Source organism: Kribbella sp. NPDC050820, assembly GCF_040653975.1.
Classification (GTDB): Bacteria; Actinomycetota; Actinomycetes; order Propionibacteriales; family Kribbellaceae; genus Kribbella.
This window is the reverse complement of record NZ_JBFAHB010000006.1, coordinates 175,340-192,193: the sequence shown is the minus strand read 5'-3', so window position 1 is coordinate 192,193 and position 16,854 is coordinate 175,340. Positions and strand designations below refer to the sequence as shown.

Below are 16,854 nucleotides of genomic sequence, written 5' to 3'. Positions count from 1 at the left end.
CACGCCGGGCTGCCGGTCGTGACCAGCGTCGACGAGCGGTTCGCCGACCGGGTCCGCGGACTCAAGCCGACACCGGGCGACCTCCCGGACGAGCTGCTCCGCAGCCTGTACGACGCCCAACTCGGCAGCCGGCACGCCGACCTGGCCGCCCGCTGGATGCAGTCCCAGGGCCAGGGCTTCTACACGATCGGGTCGGCCGGTCATGAGGGCAACGCCGCCGTCGCCGCGGCCCTTCAGCCCACCGACCCGGCGCTGCTGCATTACCGGTCCGGCGCGTTCTACCTGGCTCGCGCCGAGCAGTGCGGCTCGAAGGAAGGCCTGCGCGACATCCTGCTCGGCGTCGCGGCCGCCACCGCCGAGCCGATCGCGGGCGGCCGGCACAAGGTGTTCGGCCGGCACGACCTGGCGATCATCCCGCAGACGTCGACGATCGCGTCCCACCTGCCGCGCGCGATGGGCGTGGCGTTCTCGATCTCGCGGTCGGCGAAACTCGGCGTGCCGTCGCCGTGGCCGCACGACGCGATCGTGGTGACCAGCTTCGGCGACGCCTCGGTCAACCACTCCACCGCGACCGGTGCGATCAACGCTGCGCTGCACGCGTCGTACCAGGGGCTGCCGATGCCGTTGCTGCTGGTCTGCGAGGACAACGGGATCGGGATCAGTGTGCGCACTCCGGAGGGCTGGATCCGGCAGGCGTACGGGCAGCGCCCCGGCCTGCGGTACTTCGATGCCGACGGCACCGATCTGGCCGCCGCGCTGTCCATGGCGACCGAGGCCGCGACCTTCGTCCGGCGGAACCGGCGACCGGCGTTCCTCCGGCTCCGTACCGTCCGGCTGCTCGGTCACGCCGGCTCCGACGTGGAGGCGGCGTACCGCTCGCCGGGCGAACTGGCCGCGGACGAGGAGCTCGACCCACTGCTCGGTACGGCGCGGCTCCTGCTGGGCGCCGGGTACACACCCGACGACGTGATCGAGCTGTACGAGGACAAGCGGTCCGAGGTGATGCGGATCGCGGCTGAGGTCTCCGGCCTGCCGCAGCTGTCCTCCGCCGAGGCCGTCGCCGCGCCACTGCGCTTCCCTGATGCCCAACGCATCGAGGAGTCGTTGCCTGACCGCCGCCCGACGACTGAGCGGCTGACCCTGAGCCAGGCGATCAACCGGGCGCTGACCGACGTACTCGCGTCCTACCCGGAGGCGATGGTGTTCGGCGAGGACGTGGGCCGCAAGGGCGGGGTGTACGGCGTGACCCGCGGACTGCAGAAGGCTTTCGGGCCGGCACGCGTCTTCGACACCCTGCTGGACGAGCAGTCGATCCTCGGCCTCGCGCTCGGTGCCGGGGTGTCCGGACTGCTGCCGATTCCGGAGATCCAGTACCTGGCCTACCTGCACAACGCCGAGGACCAGTTGCGCGGCGAGGCGGCGTCGCTGAAGTTCTTCTCGCAGGAGCAGTACTCGAACCCGATGGTGCTGCGGATCGCCGGCTACGGCTACCAGAAGGGTTTCGGCGGCCACTTCCACAACGACGACGCGATCGGCGTACTGCGCGACATCCCCGGCATCGTGATCGCGTCACCGTCCCGGCCCGACGACGCGGCCGCGATGCTGCACACGTGCGCGGCGGCAGCCCGCTCGTCCGGCACGGTGTGCGTCTTCCTCGAGCCGATCGCGCTCTACCACCGCCGGGACCTGTACGAAGACGGCGACGACGCGTGGCTGACGCCGTACGGCGATGAACCGGTGCCGATCGGACGCGGCCGGACGTACGGCGACGGGACCGGGCTGACCATCGTCACCTTCGGCAACGGCGCCCCGATGAGTCTCCGTGTGGCGGCGCGCGTGCCCGGAGTCCGGGTCCTCGACCTGCGCTGGCTGGCGCCGCTGCCTGTCGACGACTTGTTGCGCGAGGCAAACGCCACCGGGCGGGTGCTGGTCGTCGACGAGACGCGCCGGTCCGGCGGCGTCTCCGAGGGCGTCCTGGCCACCCTGATCGACTACGGGTACACCGGCCGGCTGGCTCGCGTCGCGAGCTACGACTCCTACGTCCCGCTCGGCGCGGCCGCCCACCAGGTGCTGGTCAGCGAGCGCGAGATCGAGACGGCCGCGCGCGAGCTGCTCAGCTGAACAGCTTCTGCCAGATCGACTTCTTCTGCTCCGGCTCAGGCTCGGGCGTCCGGGCCGGATCAGGCCGTTCGGCGCGCCACTGGTCGAGGACCGCCTCCTCGTCGACGGTGCCGACCGGGACGACCGGTCCGGTGGTGTCGCGGATGCTGACCAGGATCCGCTGGTTCAGGTCGGCCAGGTAGTCGCGGACCTCGGATTCGCGCCGCATCCCACGCACCTTGTCGTGGACCTGCTGCTTCTCCTTGCGGAGCAGGACCGCCGGCGGCAGCAGCGCCTCGGTCTCGATGTTCTCGCGGCGGATGAAGTCCTTCACCCACCAGTCCGGATCGTGCGGGTTGGCGAGCTTGGTCAGCGGCTTGCCCGCCCCGGCCAGGTTGTCGAACTCACCGGCGTTCTGGGCCCGCTTGAGCTGGGCCTCGACCCAGTCCTGGGTACTCATGCCCGGTGGCTTGCGCTCGGTCATCCAGGTACCTCCCGAAAGGGATTCTACCCGCTTGTGAACGCAGTCACAAGGAATTTCGCGGGGCCCGGGTCGCTCAGGGCTCCTCGTGGCGGGGGTCGTCGGCCGGGTTGGTGGGCCAGTTGTCCGGGTCGCACCACTCCGGGTCGTAGCCCTGCTGGATGCAGTACTGGCGGAGCAGTTCCTCACGGCTCGGGGGTGTGCTCGTGCTCGACCGCGGCGGGCGGACGGTCTTCGTCGTGGTCGACGTCCGGGTCGGCGAGGGCTCGGAGCGATCCTCCGACTCCCGCTCGGTGGTCCGCGACTTGGTGGGCTGCCGGGTCGGGGTCTGGGTGGGCTTCCGGGTCGGCGCCACCGTCGTCTTCTGCACGGGCGGCGGCGCCGGCGTCGACTGCGTGACCTTCGGCGGTACGACGATGGGCGTCGGCGAACTGTCGTCGGCGACGTGCACCGCCTGCGTGCCACCCGAGTCCCCGCCGAACAATCCGATCGCGGACAACGCCCAGAAGTTCACGCCGAGCAGCAGCACCATCGCGCCGGCTCCGGCGTACATCGCCCTGCGGGTCGGACCGCCGTACCGGCCGACCGGTCCGCGGACCGGGTTGCCCTTGCCGTCCACCCAGAACCGCCAGCCCTCGGGCGGCGGCGGCCAGGACGGGTCGGGACTCCACGTCTTGGGCGGGGCCCAGCTCCGGCGGGGCGGCGACGGCCAGGTCGGCGGGACCACGAACCGCTTCAACGAACTCCTCCATCTCCGCCGACGAAAGCCTGTATGAGGCTAGTGGACGGCACCTGGGTCAACGACACAGACCCGGCGCAGGCTACTTGCGACTTCGGCGCGGTCCGCGTGTCGCGCTGGCTTTCCCGATCAACCCGTGACTGAGCACGCCAAACGAGTCAGGTTAGGTTACCTTCCTCGACCGACACTTCGGAGGAATGGTCCGCCATGCCGCTGTCTCGTCTTCGATCCGCCGCCCTGCTCGTGGTCGCGGCCCTCACACTCGGCGCCTGCGGTTCGGGCGACACCCAGGACACCCCGTCCGGCGCCGGTAACGCGGGCTTCCCGGTGACGATCGACCACCTCTTCGGCTCGACCACGATCAAGGCCAAGCCGGAGCGGGTGGTCGCGATCGGTGGCGGCGACATGGAGGCCGCGATCGCGCTCGGAGTCGTGCCGATCGGCGGCGCCGACTGGTTCGGCTATCCGGGCACCCGCGGCTGGGTGAAGACGGCGCTGGGCGACCGGCCGGCTCCGAAGCCGCTGCAAGCGTTCGAGCCGAAGTTCGAGGAGATCGCCGCGCTGAAGCCGGACCTGATCCTCTACGTGAACTCGACGAACGACAAGAAGGAGTTCGACACCTTCAACGCGATCGCACCGACCATCGCGGCCCCGGCCGGGACCAAGAACGTGTACGGCGCGACCTGGGAGCAGCAGGTCACCACCATCGCCAAGGCCACCGGTACGACGGCTCAGGGCGAGCAGGTGGTCAAGGAGACCCAGGCGCTGATCACGGACGCCGCCAAGGCCAACCCGGAGTTCGCCGGCAAGACCATCACCGCCGGCGTCTACACGTCGGACAGCCTGCACGCCTGGCTCCCGTCCGATCCGCGGATGCACCTGCTCACCTCACTCGGCTTCAAGCCCAACCCGCAGATCGCCGCGATGGACAACGGTGACTTCTCCGTGAAGATCTCGCCCGAGCACACCGGCAAGATGGACGCCGACCTGATCTACCTGGCCGCGCTCGACGGCTCCGGCAAGCTCGACCCGGCCGTGGTGAACGACAAGCTGTTCAACGCGCTCCCCGCGGTCAAGGCCAAGCACGTCGCCTACTGGGGCGGCCCGCCGGTGATCAACACCGCGACACCGAGCGGCGAGTTCTCCAGCGCCTTCTCGATCGGCGGTCCGCTCGGCATCAAGTACGTGCTGCCGCTGCTGGTCCCGCAGCTGAAGAACGCCGTGGCCGGCCAGGCCTAGAGCACCGACTCCAGCATTCTGGTCAGGTCCTTCCCGAACGGCCGGTCGGCTTCGATCGGCGGTACGACGTCCGCGACGGCGCGCATCAGTTCCTGAAGGCCGGGCGGGATCGTCCGCTTGGACAAGGCGAAGGCCTGGTGGACGGCGAGCAGCTCGCAGGCGGTGACTTCACGAGTCAGGCGCACCGCGTCGGCGAGCACGCCGACCGCTTCCCACGAGAAGCTCTGCACGTCCTCCTGACCGTTCGACGTCTCCGCCGTACTGATTGCCGTGGGCAACGTCAGGCGGCGGAGGGCGTGGCTGGTGGCGACCGCGCGCTTGTGTACGGCGACCAGTCCGGCCTGCGGGCCTGGATCGTGAGCAAGCTGGGCGGGAAGCCCGGTCACCGCCGGATCCAGCAGCCGGTGCAGTCGTGCGGCGGAGACCTCGGCGGAGTGGGCGAGGGCCGCGGTCAGGTGATCACAGTGCGCGGCGAGGTCGATCCCGTGGAAACCCGCGGTGCCGACGAACTCGCCGTCCAGGTAGGCGGGTGAGTCGGTGACCCCGGTGAACGCCCGCTCGACGGCTTCCGCGAGCCGGTCGACGGACCGCCATACGTGCGCATTCACCGGCCCGGCTACGCGGAAGGAGACCGGTGCCTGCAGCGACCGCGGCTCGGGCTCAGGGCCGGCCAGCTCGCGGAGGCGAGCGAGCTCGTCGGCGAGCACTTCGTCGCCACGCGCCGCGAGCGGGTGATAGGGATCGCGGTTCGCGCCGATCACAGCGATCGCCCCGGCGGCAACCGCGGTGAGGTGGTCGGCCAGCCGGCGGGCGCGGGTCACCTGGAGAGCGGCCCGCCCGGTCGCACCCGGGATGCCGGCCAGTAGCGCGATGCCCTCCTTGGGTCCGAGGTCGAGATCGAGCGAGCCGAAGGCGTGGGCCAACGGGATGATCTCGCCGGCCGATCCGGCCCCGGCAACCGGGATCTCGGGCACTCGACCACTGTTGATGTAGGCAACCAACTGCTGAACCAGCTCGACGGAGACGCCCGCGTCGCCGGTCAGGAACGTGCGCAGCCGGCCGATCAGCACCGCGCGTGCTTCGTCCGTTGGCAACCAGGGAGGACCGCCGACCGCGCGGCCCAGCAGCAGGTTACGTTGGTGCACGCGCTGCTCGTCGTCGGTGAGGCGACGCTTGCTCAGGGCACCCATCCCGGTGTTCACGCCGTAGACCGGTTCGCCGGCTGCCAGAGCGGCCAGCAGCTCGGACCGGATGGCGGCGAGGCGGTCGAGGAGCGCGGACGAGAGCTCGATCGGTTCGGGGCTTGCCGGGTCGAGGTCCGCCGGGTCGGTGATCAGCATCAGTGGAACCGGAGCATCGTGCCGGCGTCGGCTGCTTCGGCCTTCCGCAGGATCAGGTGTGCGATCGCGACGTCCAGCAAGGACAGCCCGCGATGCCAGAACAGGGTGCGCTCAGCGTCGTTCTCCCGGCCGGGTTTGCGCCCGGACTGCGCCTCGGCGGACAGGTCGGCGGCGAGCTTCTCGCGGGACTTCGGACGGCGTGACGTCACCCGGATCTCGTCGAGGTCGAACAGGTCGTCGAGCATCGTGACGTTCCACCACGGCTCGAAGCTGGTCCGGCCCTTGCCGTGCTCGCGCAGCGCCGCCTCGACCGCGTCCACGATCGCCAGCCGGATCAGTCCCAGCCCGTCGATGTCCGGACCGCTCAGAAACCGCAGCCAGATCCCGTCCGTCAAGCGCTCCTCCAGTCGTCGTCATTCGATACTAAAGTTTCTCGCCGCCACGCTATGTTCGGGCCATGGGCCCGACGACGCACACTCCCGACCGCACGGTGATCGGGCACTCGACCGTGGACAAGGTCGTCCTGTTCGGCGGGTTCCCGCTGGTCGGGCTGGTGCTCGGGTCCTTCCTGCCGCGGATCGCGGACTGGGCGAGCAGCAAGGACTGGGCGCCGTTCCAGGGACCGTTGAAGCTGATCGCCGGCTGGGACGCCTGGTGGGTCGGCGCGATCTGCATCGTGATCGGGCTGCTGGCCGGCGTGCTGCTCGCCGCGATGGCGCTCGAGGACATGCTGAAGGTGACGATCACCCGGCAGTCGGTGGAGTTCCTGAAGAACCAGAAGACCGTGACGGTGCCGCGGGAGAAGGTGGCGGTCGCGTTCCTGGACGGCAAGGAGATCGTGCTGCAGGACTCGACCTCGCGCGAGCTCGCGCGGGAGAAGCACGACCAGCAGAAGTCCGAGGCCAGGCAGATCCCCGGGGCGTTCCGGGCACAGGGTTACCCGTGGTCCGAGAGCGGTGATCCGCACGCCGACCGGTTCCGCCGGTGGGTGGAAGACGAACCCGAGTTGCCGCCGGCGGTGAACGCCGTACTCAAGGCACGGGCGAAGGCTTTCGACGACGGGGACAAAGGCAAGGCCGATCTCCGTGAGCTCCGGGGCGAGGTGTCCAAGCTCGGCTTCACGCTGAAGGACAGGGACAAGAAGCAGTACTGGAGACCCACGACGCCGAGGTGACGGCAGCACGGAGCTGCAAGGATGGCGGGATGGTTCGCCGAATCGCGGGAGACGGTGCGAGCGAGCGGGGTCGTGGACTGAGGCGCCGGAGCGGGCGGTTCCTCGACGTACACGGCGCGGCTGAGCACAATCTGCGCGATGTCGATGTGTCCTTCGGGCCGGGGCTGACCGCCGTCGTCGGGGTGTCGGGGTCGGGGAAGTCGTCGTTGGCGTTCGACGTGGTCTACGCCGAGGCGCGTCGGCGCTTCGTCGAGTCCTTGGCGCTCGGCGGAAACCGAGCGCGGGTTCCCGCTGCGCAGGTCCGGCGTATCGAGGGCCTTGGGCCTGCGGTGGCAGTTGCCCAGAACGTCCTCAACCGGAACCCGGCCTCGACGCTGGCGACATCGGTCGGGCTGCATCCGTTCTTGCGGATCCTGTACTCGCGGTTCGCCGAGGTCGAATGCCCGCAGTGCCATGTGCCGGTCCGGGCGCTGTCCGCCGAGGAGCGCCTGACCGCCGCGCTGGAGCTGCTCGCCCGCAACGACAGCCTCGACGTCGAGGTCGCGATCGTACGAGGGCTGGTGGGGAGTCACACGCGCCTGCTCGCAGGTGTCCGGGGAGAGTTCGCCCAGGTGACTGTCGACGGACGTCGGTGGGCGGCGACGTCGAGGAGTCGCGTGCCCCGCCTCGACCCGGCGTTGCCGCACGACGTCGTCGTACGAGTGGCCACTCTTCGGCCGGACCTGTCGGCAGCCGAGGTCCGGGCCACTCTCGAGCGGGCCGACGCGTTGGGCCGACCTGAGGTGCTGCTTGGTGGCACACCGGTACTGCGGGCGCCGATCTGCCCGCAATGCGGCAGTTGGGTCCGACCACTCGCGCCGTCGGCCTTCCGCGGGGACGACGACACCTCGTCACATCGCATCGCCGGCGTCACGCTCGCGGAGCTGACCGGTCGATCGGTGACCGAGGTCCTCGAATTCGTGCAGCGGCTCCCACTCGGGTCGCGGGCTCGACGGATCCAGGACGAGGTACTGCGGCGTCTGCGTCCGTTGCAGGAACTCGGCCTTGGCTATCTCGCCCTCGACCGGTCGATGCCGACGCTGTCGCGCGGTGAGGCGCAACGTACCCGGCTCGCTGTCGTTCTCTCGGGGCGTCTCGAAGATCTGCTGCACGTGCTCGACGAGCCGACCATCGGGTTGCACCACAGCGATCTCGGTCGACTGCTCGACGCCATCGTGGCCCTGCCCGGTCCGGTGCTGATGGTCGAACACGACCCGCTGGCTGTCGCCATGGCCGACGAGGTCGTGGAGATCGGCCCTCGCGGTGGAGGCGCCGGAGGACGACTGGTGTTTCAGGGCCCGCCCGCGGATCTGTGGCGGGCGGGCACGGCGTCGGGCATCAGCTTCTCTGCCGGCGCTCGTCGGCATCGATCGCGACGCCCGGCATCCGACGACCGGATCCGCATCACCGGGGCAAGCCTGCGCAACCTCCGCGACGTCGACTGCGAGATCCCGCTCGGATCGCTGACGGTGGTCACCGGGCCGTCAGGAGCAGGCAAGACGACCCTGTGCCACGAGGTGCTGCTGGCGTCGTTGCGCGAGCGTGGGCCAGTCGGGTGTACGACGTTCGAGGCGCCGGCGCAGCGGGCTCGTGCGGTGGATCAGGCGCCGCTGGGCAACAACCCGCGGTCGAACCCGGCGACGTACACCAAGGTGCTCGACCGGATCCGCGACGTCTTCGCGAACGAGACCGGACGCCCCGCGTCGGACTTCACCTTCAACCGGGCCGACGGCGCCTGCCCGGACTGCGAGGGGATGGGGTCGGTGGCGATCGGCATGAGCTATCTCGCGCCGATCTGGGTTCCGTGCGAGGCCTGCGACGGCCGGCGCTACCGCCCCGAAGTGCTGGAGGCGACCTGGGCCGGTCGGTCGATCGCCGATGTGTTGGCGCTCAGCGTTGACGAGGCCCACGCGGTCTTCGCAGAGCATCCCTCGGTGACCCGCATCCTGCGGTCTCTGCAGGAGGTCGGTCTGGGCTACCTGACGCTCGGGCAACCATCTCCGAGCCTTTCCGGCGGGGAAGCTCAGCGCGTGCGGCTGGCCCGCGAGGTGGCCAAGGCGCGGGCCGGTGACCTGGTACTGCTCGACGAGCCCACTACAGGACTGCACCCTGGCGATCTCGATCGTCTGCTCGAGGTGCTCGACCGGCTGACCGACAGCGGCTGCACAGTGGTCGTCGTCGAGCACCAGCCCGACGTGATCGCCGTCGCGGACTGGCGCATCGACCTGGGCCCGGGCGGCGGCCCCGACGGCGGGCGTCTGCAACACTGCGGCCCGCCGGTTGCCGAGAAGCAGCCGCGGGTTCGTCCGCGCGCCAAGCCGCGCACCGACCGACTGTCCAGCGATGCCATCCGCGTACGCGGCGCCCGCGCCCACAACCTGCAGGATGTCGACGTGGATTTCGGCAAGGGCCGGTTCACCGTGGTGACGGGCGTGTCGGGGTCGGGCAAGTCGTCACTGGTCCACGACGTCGTCGAGTCCGAGGCGACCCGGCGGCTGCTCGAGTGCCTGTCGGTGTACGAGCGGCAGTCGGTCCGTGAGGGACCGGAGGCTCCGGTCGATTCAGTCACTGGCCTCGGCCCGACGATGGGCATCGAACCGTCCGGCCGGATCTTCGACGGGCGCGGGCCGGGCTTCTACGTCTGGGATGCCGACCGGGTCACCGTCGGCCGGTCCAGCGACCTCGACCGCCTGCTCGCCGTGATCATCGCCCGGGCCGGTGTCCGCACCTGCCTCGCCTGCGGCCGCGGGACCATGCGGCGAACGTCCCCGAAGCCCGAAGCAGCGTGGATCTGCGACGGCTGCGCCACCAGCGCGGTGCCGATCGAGCCACGGCATCTGGTGGGCTCTCCGGCGTCGACCTGTCCGCAGTGCCTGGGACTCGGAGTCGAGCACGAGTTCGACTTCTCCAAACTGATCGTCGACCCGGATGCGCCCCTCTCCGGCGGCGTCTTCGGCGGCAGTCTGGCCTGGTTCGGCACTACCCGCGGCGAGGAGCCGCCGATGGGGTCGCTGGCCGAGCGCTACCGGTTCGACTTGGACCGCACCCCGTGGGCAGAGCTGAGCGCCGAGGCCCAGCAGGCCGTCCTGTACGGCGACGCGTCCTGGCGCGGGCTCAACGCCTGGGCCCTGAACGACGTCGGCGGCCAGGACTCGACCAGGTCTCCGTGCCGGGAGTGCGGCGGTCGGCGGCTTCGTGCGCCGTACCTGGCGATCCGCCTCCACGGACACGGGCGAGATGAGCTCTTCTCGCTTCCGCTCGCCGAAGTGGAAGCCATCCTGACCGCGATGGACGTGCCCGGCGATCGGCAGGCAGCAGAGGCCCGGACCGTCGCGCTGCGCCGACTCGGCTTCCTGCGTGCCGTTGGGCTGGGCTATTTGCAGCTGAACCGGACAACCTGGACCCTGTCGGCCCTCGAAGCACAACGCATCAAGCTGGCATCGGTGCTCGGCGCGGGACTGGTCGGCATGACTGTGCTGCTCGACGAACCCTCCCGGGGCCTGCACCCGTCGGAAGTGACCGCCCTGGCCGGGACACTGACCGAACTGCGGGCCGCCGGCAACACCGTCATCGCGGTCGAGCACGACCCGATACTCATCCGCGCGGCCGACGACGTCATCGAGATCGGCCCCGGTCCGGGGAGATCGGGCGGTCGGGTCGTCAGCTTGGACAGCCCTCAGTCGGTGACGCGGGCGATTCTGGACGGAGCCGGCCCGGCGATTCACCGCGACCACCGCCGGGAGCCGGCAGGCTGGATGCAGATCACCGGAGCGCGGGAGAACAACCTCGATGGACTCGACGTTCGCGTTCCCCTCGGCGTGCTGGTCGGCGTCTGCGGGGTGTCCGGGTCCGGCAAGTCATCGCTCGTCGCCGACACCATCGCGCTGGGCCTGACCCGACCGAAGACCACCATCCCTGGCCGCGGCGTGATCCGCGTCCGGCCCGGTGATCACGACGCCATCTCGGGCGCGCCCGAGAGAACGGTCGTGGCCGACCAGTCCCGTGCCGAGATCACCTCACCGGGAATGTTCCTCGGGCTCATCAGCGCCGTCCGCAAGGAGTTCGCCGCGAGCGAGTCGGCCATCGAGCAGGGCCTCACGATCAAGAACCTGACCTATGGCTGCGACGCCTGCAAGGGCAAAGGCGTGTGGCAGCAGGAGATGTCGTTCCTGCCGTCGGTGCCCCAGACCTGCGACGCCTGTGGCGGATCCGGGTATCGCCACGAGACCGCCAACCTGCTTCACCGGGACCGAAGCCTCGCCGACATCGAAGGGCTCACCATCGCCGAGCTGGTCGACGAGTGGGGCGACCTCGACACCGTACGCCGGGTCGGCGGCGCCGCCGTCGCACTCGGGCTGGGCTACCTCGCCGTACGCCAACCGGGCTGGAGCCTATCGGGCGGCGAAGCGCAACGGCTCAAGCTCACGAAGGAGTTCGCCCGTCCGGCGAGGGCAGCCGCCCTCTACGTGTTGGACGAACCGACCGTCGGCCTTCAAGCCACCGACGTCGCAGTGCTCGTCCGTGCGCTCGACACTCTCATCGCCGCCGGCAACAGCGTGCTCGTCGTCGAGCACGACCCGGCAGTCCTCGCCGCGTGCGACTGGCTGATCGAGCTCGGCCCGGGCGCAGGCCCGGACGGGGGCCGGATCGTCTTCGAGGGCCCACCCAACGCTCTCGCCGAGGCCGACACCGCCACTGCACCCCATCTCGCCGCGGTGCTGCCATGAACATCGGCGCCCTGCTCCTCGGAGACCCGTCCCCGTCGCTGCGCTGGCGGGCCGCCCGCGAACTCCAGGGCGCCGGCGACGAGGACCCCGAGGTCGCCGCGTGGCGTAGCGAGATCGATCGGAGCGCGGAGGTCGACGTACTCGTCGCGCGGCTGAGAGCAGCCGAGGCCCACCCGTACGCCGCAGGCTATCTGCTCTGCCAGCTGGCCCACCTCGGCTACCGTGGGCCCGCCATGACGGCCGCGATCGAGAAGATCTTCGACGACCAGCAGCCAGATGGTTCATGGTCGATGACACCGACCGGCCCTGGCCCGCTCGAAGGTCACCGCTTCATCACCATGCACACCGCGGTACCGCTGCGCGGGATCGCCGCCGCCGGCCTCGCCACCGACCCCCGTGCCGAGCGCGCGTACGAATGGCTCCTCGGTGTTCGCCTCGACGACGGATCCTGGCCGGCCGGCCCGAAAGCCGACCTCGGTCAGGCGGGTAGTCCGGCCCCGCCCGAGAAGGAGTACCGCCGGCTCACCCGCGGGCTCGGTTGCCGATCGGCGACGACCGGCGCCGTTGCCTGCCTGGCGATGCACCCGGAGCGACGGCGATCGGACGTCGCCCGAATCGGCGTCGACCACCTCCTCGCCCGCGAGACCCGGGACGCGGCAACGCTCGGTTGGGAGGTCTCTCGGCTGGTCGGGCTCGAACCGGCGATGGGACAGGTCACGTTCCACGCCACCTTCGATCTGGCGTTCCTGCTCGACCTTGCTTCTCGTTGTGGCTTGTCCGCGCAGGACCGCCGGGTCCATGACCTGGTCGACTACCTGGAGACGCTGCGCGGCCCCTACGGCCTGTGGCAACACCCCGCACATCCGCAGCTCGCCGGCTGGCTGTCCTTCGACCTCGAGACCAGCCGTCGCCGCCTGGCCGAAGGCGACTGGATCGGCAACGAGGAGCCCGCCACCTTCGTTCCCTACCGTCGCGGCCCGCGCCGCTACTGACGTGACGCGTCGTGGTTGTCAGGCGCCCAGGAGGTGGATGACTGCCTTGGCGTAGGCCTGCTCGGCGTCGTCGGCGGAGTGGGAGCTGTCGGAGAGCCCGACCCGGTAGCCGCCGGGGACGGCCTCGAGGGTGCGGAAGTGGTCGCCGAGGAGGGCGCGGAGCTGCTCCTCGCGCGGGAGCCAGATCACCTCGCGCTGCTCGATGCTGTCCAGGGCCCACTCCGTGGTGCCGTTGAAGCCGATCACCTTGCTGCCCTGGTAGTCGTGCACCTCGACGGTCATGTCGCTCACCACGAACACGTCCTCGTCCATGTCCCGGTCCGGCACGACGAATCGATCCCCGGCCGCGGGCGCCCACAGCACCCCGGCCTTGCGCAGTCGCCCGGCCTGCTCGATCGTGATCACGTCTCCATCCTCCCCAAGCCGATCAAGCCCCGCACCTCAGCCGCGAGCCGCGGGGCCGGCCTGGACAGTTGGTTCAGCGGTTCAGGGCGGCGCGCAGCTCGGCAGCGCGGTGCGCGATCCGGTCCCGGCACTCGGTGGTCAACGGCAGGTCGACCAGCGTGCTCGCCTGCAGTTGGCTGAGTCCGAGCCGCTCCCGCAGCCGCCGTACGACGGTTGCCCGGTCCGCCGAGCTCTTCAGCACCTCGCCGACCTCGTCGCGGCGCTCGAACGCGGCCAAGACGCCGTCGTAGATCTCCAGCTGCGTGTGCGCGGACCGATCCGGCTCCGGCACGGTCGTCTCAGCTCCCTGCTCGCTGCCGCCGATCACCTGGCGCCACAACGCCGGGACGGTCAACCGGGTGCGGGTGTAGCGCCGGGGTAGCGGCTGCGCGTAGGTCATGGTCATGGTCGGCTCCTGTTCTCGGGTGTCGGTTCAGTCGGCGACTGGCCGCGCGTACGGTTCGCGCGGCGGGCACTTCTTGCCGGGGGTGCTCAGCGCTTCGAAGTGCCAGGGTTCGTTGTCGTAGCGGCGGCAGACGCCGTAGCGCCAGCCGTTCTTGTTCAGCCACTGCATGGCGGCCGCCGGACCGATGTCCACGGCCTTGCCCTCGACGTGCGCGGAGTACTTGGGCGGCAGCACCCAGCGGGTCGCGGCCTTGTACGAGCCGTACTTCTCGACCGCCTCGTCGAACAGCCGCTGCTGCTTGGCCTTGGACCGGCGGCCGGAGGTGATCCGCAGCGTCACGCCGTCGGCCTTCGCGGCGGTCATCGTCTTCTTCAGCCGGGATTTCAGCGTCGGCGACAACCCGTTGATGCTCTCCTCGCCGTACGTCGGTTTCGTCGGCGACTTGGTCGGAGTCTTGCTCGGCGACCTGGTCGGAGTCTTCGTCGGCGTCTTGACCGGCTTCCTGGTGGGCGTCGGGGTGACGAGGATGACCGGCGGCTCGGAGACGGCGGGCGCGTTGACGCTCGAGACGACCGGCTCCTTGTCCGCGGCCAGCCCGAACAGCTCCCCCATCTGGCCGTGCCACAGCAGCAGCGACCCCACCGCCAGCGCCACCACCCCGAACCCCGTCACGGACAGCAACCGCATCCGCACCGAGCCGGTCCGGCGCGGCGGCTGTTCGCTTCTCATGGGTAGAGCCTCTCGGATTCCGGCGGCGGTCGCATCGGCCCCAGGGACCGTCATCGGGACCCGGAAGTAGGCCCTGAGTATCAATTCGGACGCTCAGCCTCCTCCAAAAGTTGGAGAGGCCGCCCGTCCGGGCAGATGAAGCTTCGGCAAACACAGTCTGACTACGCTGGGCGACGTGTGGAGTGCCTGGCGCCGGTTACCGCAGTTGCAGCAGGATCTGTTGCTCGCTGCGGTCATCGGGCTGGGCTGGTTCGCGGCGCTGAGCCTGATCAACGACAGCGGCCTGCGCCCGCAGAACCCGATGGTCTCGGTGGTCACCGGCATCTTCCTGGTCGCCACGGTCGCCTTCGGCCGGCGGACGCCACGCACGATGCTGGTGATCGTCTCGGTGCTCTACCCGTTCCTGTACGCCGCGGTCGGCACCGGCCTGGCCGCGCAGGTCGGGCTGACGATCTTCGGCCAGCCGCAGATCAGCGACGCCGCGCTGCAGTCGGAGATCCACCTGGTCCCCCTGCTGGTCGTCGGGTACCTGGCCGCGTCGAGCGGCGTGCGGCGGTTCACCTGCCTGTTCTTCACCATGGGCAGCCTGGCCGGGCTGATGATCGGCCTGCCGACCGTGGTCGCGATCGTGCTCGGCAACGCGAACCGGGCGATCCTGTACGGCGACCGGTACCGCAACCTGCCCAGCGACCTGCCGAGTCTCTACAGCTACATCGACGTCTCGCTGTTCGTGTTCGCCGAGGCGCTGATCTGCGGCATGGTGCTGCTCGGCGCGGACGCCCGCCGGCGGCGCAAGAGCGTCGCCCTGCTGGAGCACCGGAACGCCGAGCTGGTCCGGCTGCGCGCGGTCGAGGCCGAGCGGGCCGCCGTCGCCGAGCGGACCCGGATCGCCCGCGACCTGCACGACGTGATCTCACACCACGTCAGCGCGGTGGTGATCCGGGCCCAGGCTGCCGACCGAGTGGCCGACCAACGGCCCGAGGTGCTGCGCGAGGCGATCCGCTGGATCATTGCCAGTGGCAAGGAAGCGCTGACCGCGATGCGGGAGACGGTCCGGGTGCTGAACACGGCCTCGCCGGCGGCCGGCGAGGTTCCGGCCGGGTCCGGAGGCGGGACCACGCCGGTGCCCGATCTGGCCGACGTGGCGCGGATGGGCGATCGGCTGAAGGCGGTCGGGGTGGACGTGACGATGACGCTGCCCGCCCGGCAGCGGCAACTCACGTCGGTCACCGACCTGACCGCCGTACGGATCATCCAGGAGGCGCTCACCAACGTGATGGTGCACGCGAAGGCGACCGCGGCTCAGGTGACCTGGCAGAGTGGACCGCAGGGTGAGCTCCTGACCATCGACGACAACGGCAGCGGCGGACCGCCGCCGGTGAACGTGCTGGAGACCGCCCGGCGGAGCGAGAGCGGCCGCGGCAACGGGCTGATCGGGATGCGGGAACGGGCGACGGCGGTCGGCGGCACGCTGGCCGTCGCGGCCGGACCACTGGGTGGATGGAGGGTGCAGGCATGGCTGCCGCCGCAGACGTGACGGACGACATCAAGGTGCTGGTCGCCGACGACCAGGGTGTGATCCGGATGGGCCTGGCGATGATCCTCGACCACGAGCCCGACCTGACCACGATCGCCCAGGCCGAGAACGGCGAGGAGGCCCTGCGGCTGATCGACCGGTACGACCCGGACGTCGTACTGATGGACATCCGGATGCCGGTGATGGACGGGCTGGTCGCGACCGAGCGGATCACGACGGCGAACAAGGCGGCCGGGCGGTCGCGTCCCGCCGTACTGGTGCTGACGACGTTCGACGACGAGGCCTACGTGCTGAGTGCGGTGCGTGCGGGGGCTTCTGGGTTCTTGTTGAAGGACACTGATCCGGATCTGCTGGTGTCGGCGGTGCGCGCGGTGTACCGAGGCGACTCGCTGGTCGACCCGGCGTCGACGCGGGTGCTGCTGGAGCGGTGCATGGAGCTCGAGCGCCAGGTCGGCGGTGGTACGACGGCGGCCGCCGTACCGCAGCCCGATGGTCGCTGGACCGGGTTGCTCGGCCAGCTGAGCGAACGCGAACGCGAGATCCTGGTCTGGATGGCCCGCGGCCTGTCCAACCGCGACCTCGCCACGAAACTCTTCGTCAGCGAGACCACGGTCAAAACCCACGTCAGCAGCGTCCTGTCCAAACTGGGCCTCTCCAGCCGGGTCCAAGCCGTAGTAGTCGCCTACGAAGCCGGCGTAGTCCGCCCCGGCGAAGCCGACCTCCGCTGGGACAGCTGAAGTCCCCCACCCGCTACGCGAACAGGTAGACGGCCAGGGCGCCGGCTGCCAGGAGGACGAGGACTGTCAGGAGTTGGGTTTCGGCGGACGCCTGGCGGCGGTGGGGTAGGAAGTCTCCGGTCATACCTCCAGGGTGCTTGGCGAAGAGCCCTCGCCCATCGGTCCTGAGG

14 protein-coding genes are annotated in these 16,854 nt (G+C 70.2%); 7 read left to right on the top strand and 7 right to left on the bottom strand.

Annotated elements, in window-relative coordinates:
• Window positions 1–18: 18 nt before the first annotated feature.
• Entirely contained in the window at window positions 19–2,121 is a 2,103-nt protein-coding gene (locus tag AB0H36_RS08575) for a thiamine pyrophosphate-dependent enzyme (protein ID WP_360518736.1), read from the top strand.
• Here the strand turns inward: AB0H36_RS08575 and AB0H36_RS08570 are convergent.
• Both AB0H36_RS08570 and AB0H36_RS08565 read right to left on the bottom strand, forming a co-directional pair.
• Window positions 2,114–2,584: a DUF1992 domain-containing protein gene (locus tag AB0H36_RS08570; protein WP_360518733.1), complete on the bottom strand. Its 471-nt coding sequence runs from the start codon at window positions 2,582–2,584 to the stop codon at window positions 2,114–2,116. The genes AB0H36_RS08575 and AB0H36_RS08570 overlap by 8 nt on opposite strands.
• 73 nt (window positions 2,585–2,657) lie before the next feature.
• Window positions 2,658–3,320, bottom strand: coding sequence for a hypothetical protein (locus AB0H36_RS08565; protein WP_360518730.1), 663 nt, complete (start codon window positions 3,318–3,320; stop codon window positions 2,658–2,660).
• 207 nt (window positions 3,321–3,527) lie between these two features.
• On the opposite strand from AB0H36_RS08565, the gene AB0H36_RS08560 reads away from it, so the two are divergent.
• Window positions 3,528–4,559: an ABC transporter substrate-binding protein gene (locus AB0H36_RS08560; RefSeq protein ID WP_360518726.1), complete on the top strand. Its 1,032-nt coding sequence runs from the start codon at window positions 3,528–3,530 to the stop codon at window positions 4,557–4,559.
• Here the strand turns inward: AB0H36_RS08560 and AB0H36_RS08555 are convergent.
• Together AB0H36_RS08555 and AB0H36_RS08550 are read right to left on the bottom strand one after the other, a co-directional pair.
• Window positions 4,556–5,899, bottom strand: a complete 1,344-nt coding sequence (locus AB0H36_RS08555) for an aromatic amino acid lyase (RefSeq protein WP_360518723.1) — start codon at window positions 5,897–5,899, stop codon at window positions 4,556–4,558. The two genes, AB0H36_RS08560 and AB0H36_RS08555, sit on opposite strands and share 4 nt — an antisense overlap.
• Window positions 5,899–6,294: a hypothetical protein gene (locus tag AB0H36_RS08550; protein WP_360518720.1), complete on the bottom strand. Its 396-nt coding sequence runs from the start codon at window positions 6,292–6,294 to the stop codon at window positions 5,899–5,901. Before AB0H36_RS08550 ends, AB0H36_RS08555 begins: the two co-directional genes overlap by 1 nt.
• Window positions 6,295–6,356: 62 nt before the next feature.
• On the opposite strand from AB0H36_RS08550, the gene AB0H36_RS08545 reads away from it, so the two are divergent.
• The 3 genes from AB0H36_RS08545 to AB0H36_RS08535 are packed head-to-tail and all read left to right on the top strand — an operon-like array spanning window position 6,357 to window position 12,831.
• Complete coding sequence (locus AB0H36_RS08545) at window positions 6,357–7,073, top strand: hypothetical protein (RefSeq protein WP_360518717.1); 717 nt, start codon at window positions 6,357–6,359, stop codon at window positions 7,071–7,073.
• Between the two features lie 29 nt (window positions 7,074–7,102).
• Window positions 7,103–11,839 (top strand): ATP-binding cassette domain-containing protein, encoded by a 4,737-nt coding sequence (locus AB0H36_RS08540; protein ID WP_360518714.1) that lies wholly within the window; start codon window positions 7,103–7,105, stop codon window positions 11,837–11,839.
• Window positions 11,836–12,831 carry a hypothetical protein gene (locus tag AB0H36_RS08535; protein ID WP_360518711.1) on the top strand — a complete coding sequence of 332 codons (996 nt, stop codon included), beginning with the start codon at window positions 11,836–11,838 and terminating at the stop codon, window positions 12,829–12,831. The genes AB0H36_RS08540 and AB0H36_RS08535 overlap by 4 nt, the downstream gene beginning before the upstream one ends.
• Before the next feature lie 18 nt (window positions 12,832–12,849).
• Here AB0H36_RS08535 and AB0H36_RS08530 read toward each other — a convergent pair whose 3' ends face one another.
• From AB0H36_RS08530 to AB0H36_RS08520, 3 genes are all read right to left on the bottom strand, one after another.
• Window positions 12,850–13,236: a pilus assembly protein CpaE gene (locus AB0H36_RS08530; protein ID WP_360518708.1), complete on the bottom strand. Its 387-nt coding sequence runs from the start codon at window positions 13,234–13,236 to the stop codon at window positions 12,850–12,852.
• Between the two features lie 73 nt (window positions 13,237–13,309).
• Window positions 13,310–13,681, bottom strand: coding sequence for a hypothetical protein (locus tag AB0H36_RS08525; protein ID WP_360518705.1), 372 nt, complete (start codon window positions 13,679–13,681; stop codon window positions 13,310–13,312).
• Window positions 13,682–13,708: 27 nt separating this feature from the next.
• Window positions 13,709–14,410 (bottom strand): D-alanyl-D-alanine carboxypeptidase family protein, encoded by a 702-nt coding sequence (locus AB0H36_RS08520; protein WP_360518702.1) that lies wholly within the window; start codon window positions 14,408–14,410, stop codon window positions 13,709–13,711.
• Window positions 14,411–14,585: 175 nt separating this feature from the next.
• On the opposite strand from AB0H36_RS08520, the gene AB0H36_RS08515 reads away from it, so the two are divergent.
• Window positions 14,586–15,947, top strand: coding sequence for a histidine kinase (locus AB0H36_RS08515; protein WP_360518699.1), 1,362 nt, complete (start codon window positions 14,586–14,588; stop codon window positions 15,945–15,947).
• Window positions 15,944–16,684 (top strand): response regulator transcription factor, encoded by a 741-nt coding sequence (locus tag AB0H36_RS08510; RefSeq protein ID WP_360518808.1) that lies wholly within the window; start codon window positions 15,944–15,946, stop codon window positions 16,682–16,684. Before AB0H36_RS08515 ends, AB0H36_RS08510 begins: the two co-directional genes overlap by 4 nt.
• Window positions 16,685–16,854: the final 170 nt, after the last annotated feature.

Bases quoted from the DNA above. Each gene is read 5' to 3' on its own strand.
- AB0H36_RS08570 (WP_360518733.1), bottom strand. From the start codon at position 2,584: ATGACCGAGCGCAAGCCACCGGGCATGAGTACCCAGGACTGGGTCGAG.
- AB0H36_RS08560 (WP_360518726.1), top strand. From the start codon at position 3,528: ATGCCGCTGTCTCGTCTTCGATCCGCCGCCCTGCTCGTGGTCGCGGCC.
- AB0H36_RS08555 (WP_360518723.1), bottom strand. From the start codon at position 5,899: ATGCTGATCACCGACCCGGCGGACCTCGACCCGGCAAGCCCCGAACCG.
- AB0H36_RS08545 (WP_360518717.1), top strand. From the start codon at position 6,357: ATGGGCCCGACGACGCACACTCCCGACCGCACGGTGATCGGGCACTCG.
- AB0H36_RS08540 (WP_360518714.1), top strand. From the start codon at position 7,103: ATGGTTCGCCGAATCGCGGGAGACGGTGCGAGCGAGCGGGGTCGTGGA.
- AB0H36_RS08535 (WP_360518711.1), top strand. From the start codon at position 11,836: ATGAACATCGGCGCCCTGCTCCTCGGAGACCCGTCCCCGTCGCTGCGC.
- AB0H36_RS08525 (WP_360518705.1), bottom strand. From the start codon at position 13,681: ATGACCATGACCTACGCGCAGCCGCTACCCCGGCGCTACACCCGCACC.
- AB0H36_RS08520 (WP_360518702.1), bottom strand. From the start codon at position 14,410: ATGAGAAGCGAACAGCCGCCGCGCCGGACCGGCTCGGTGCGGATGCGG.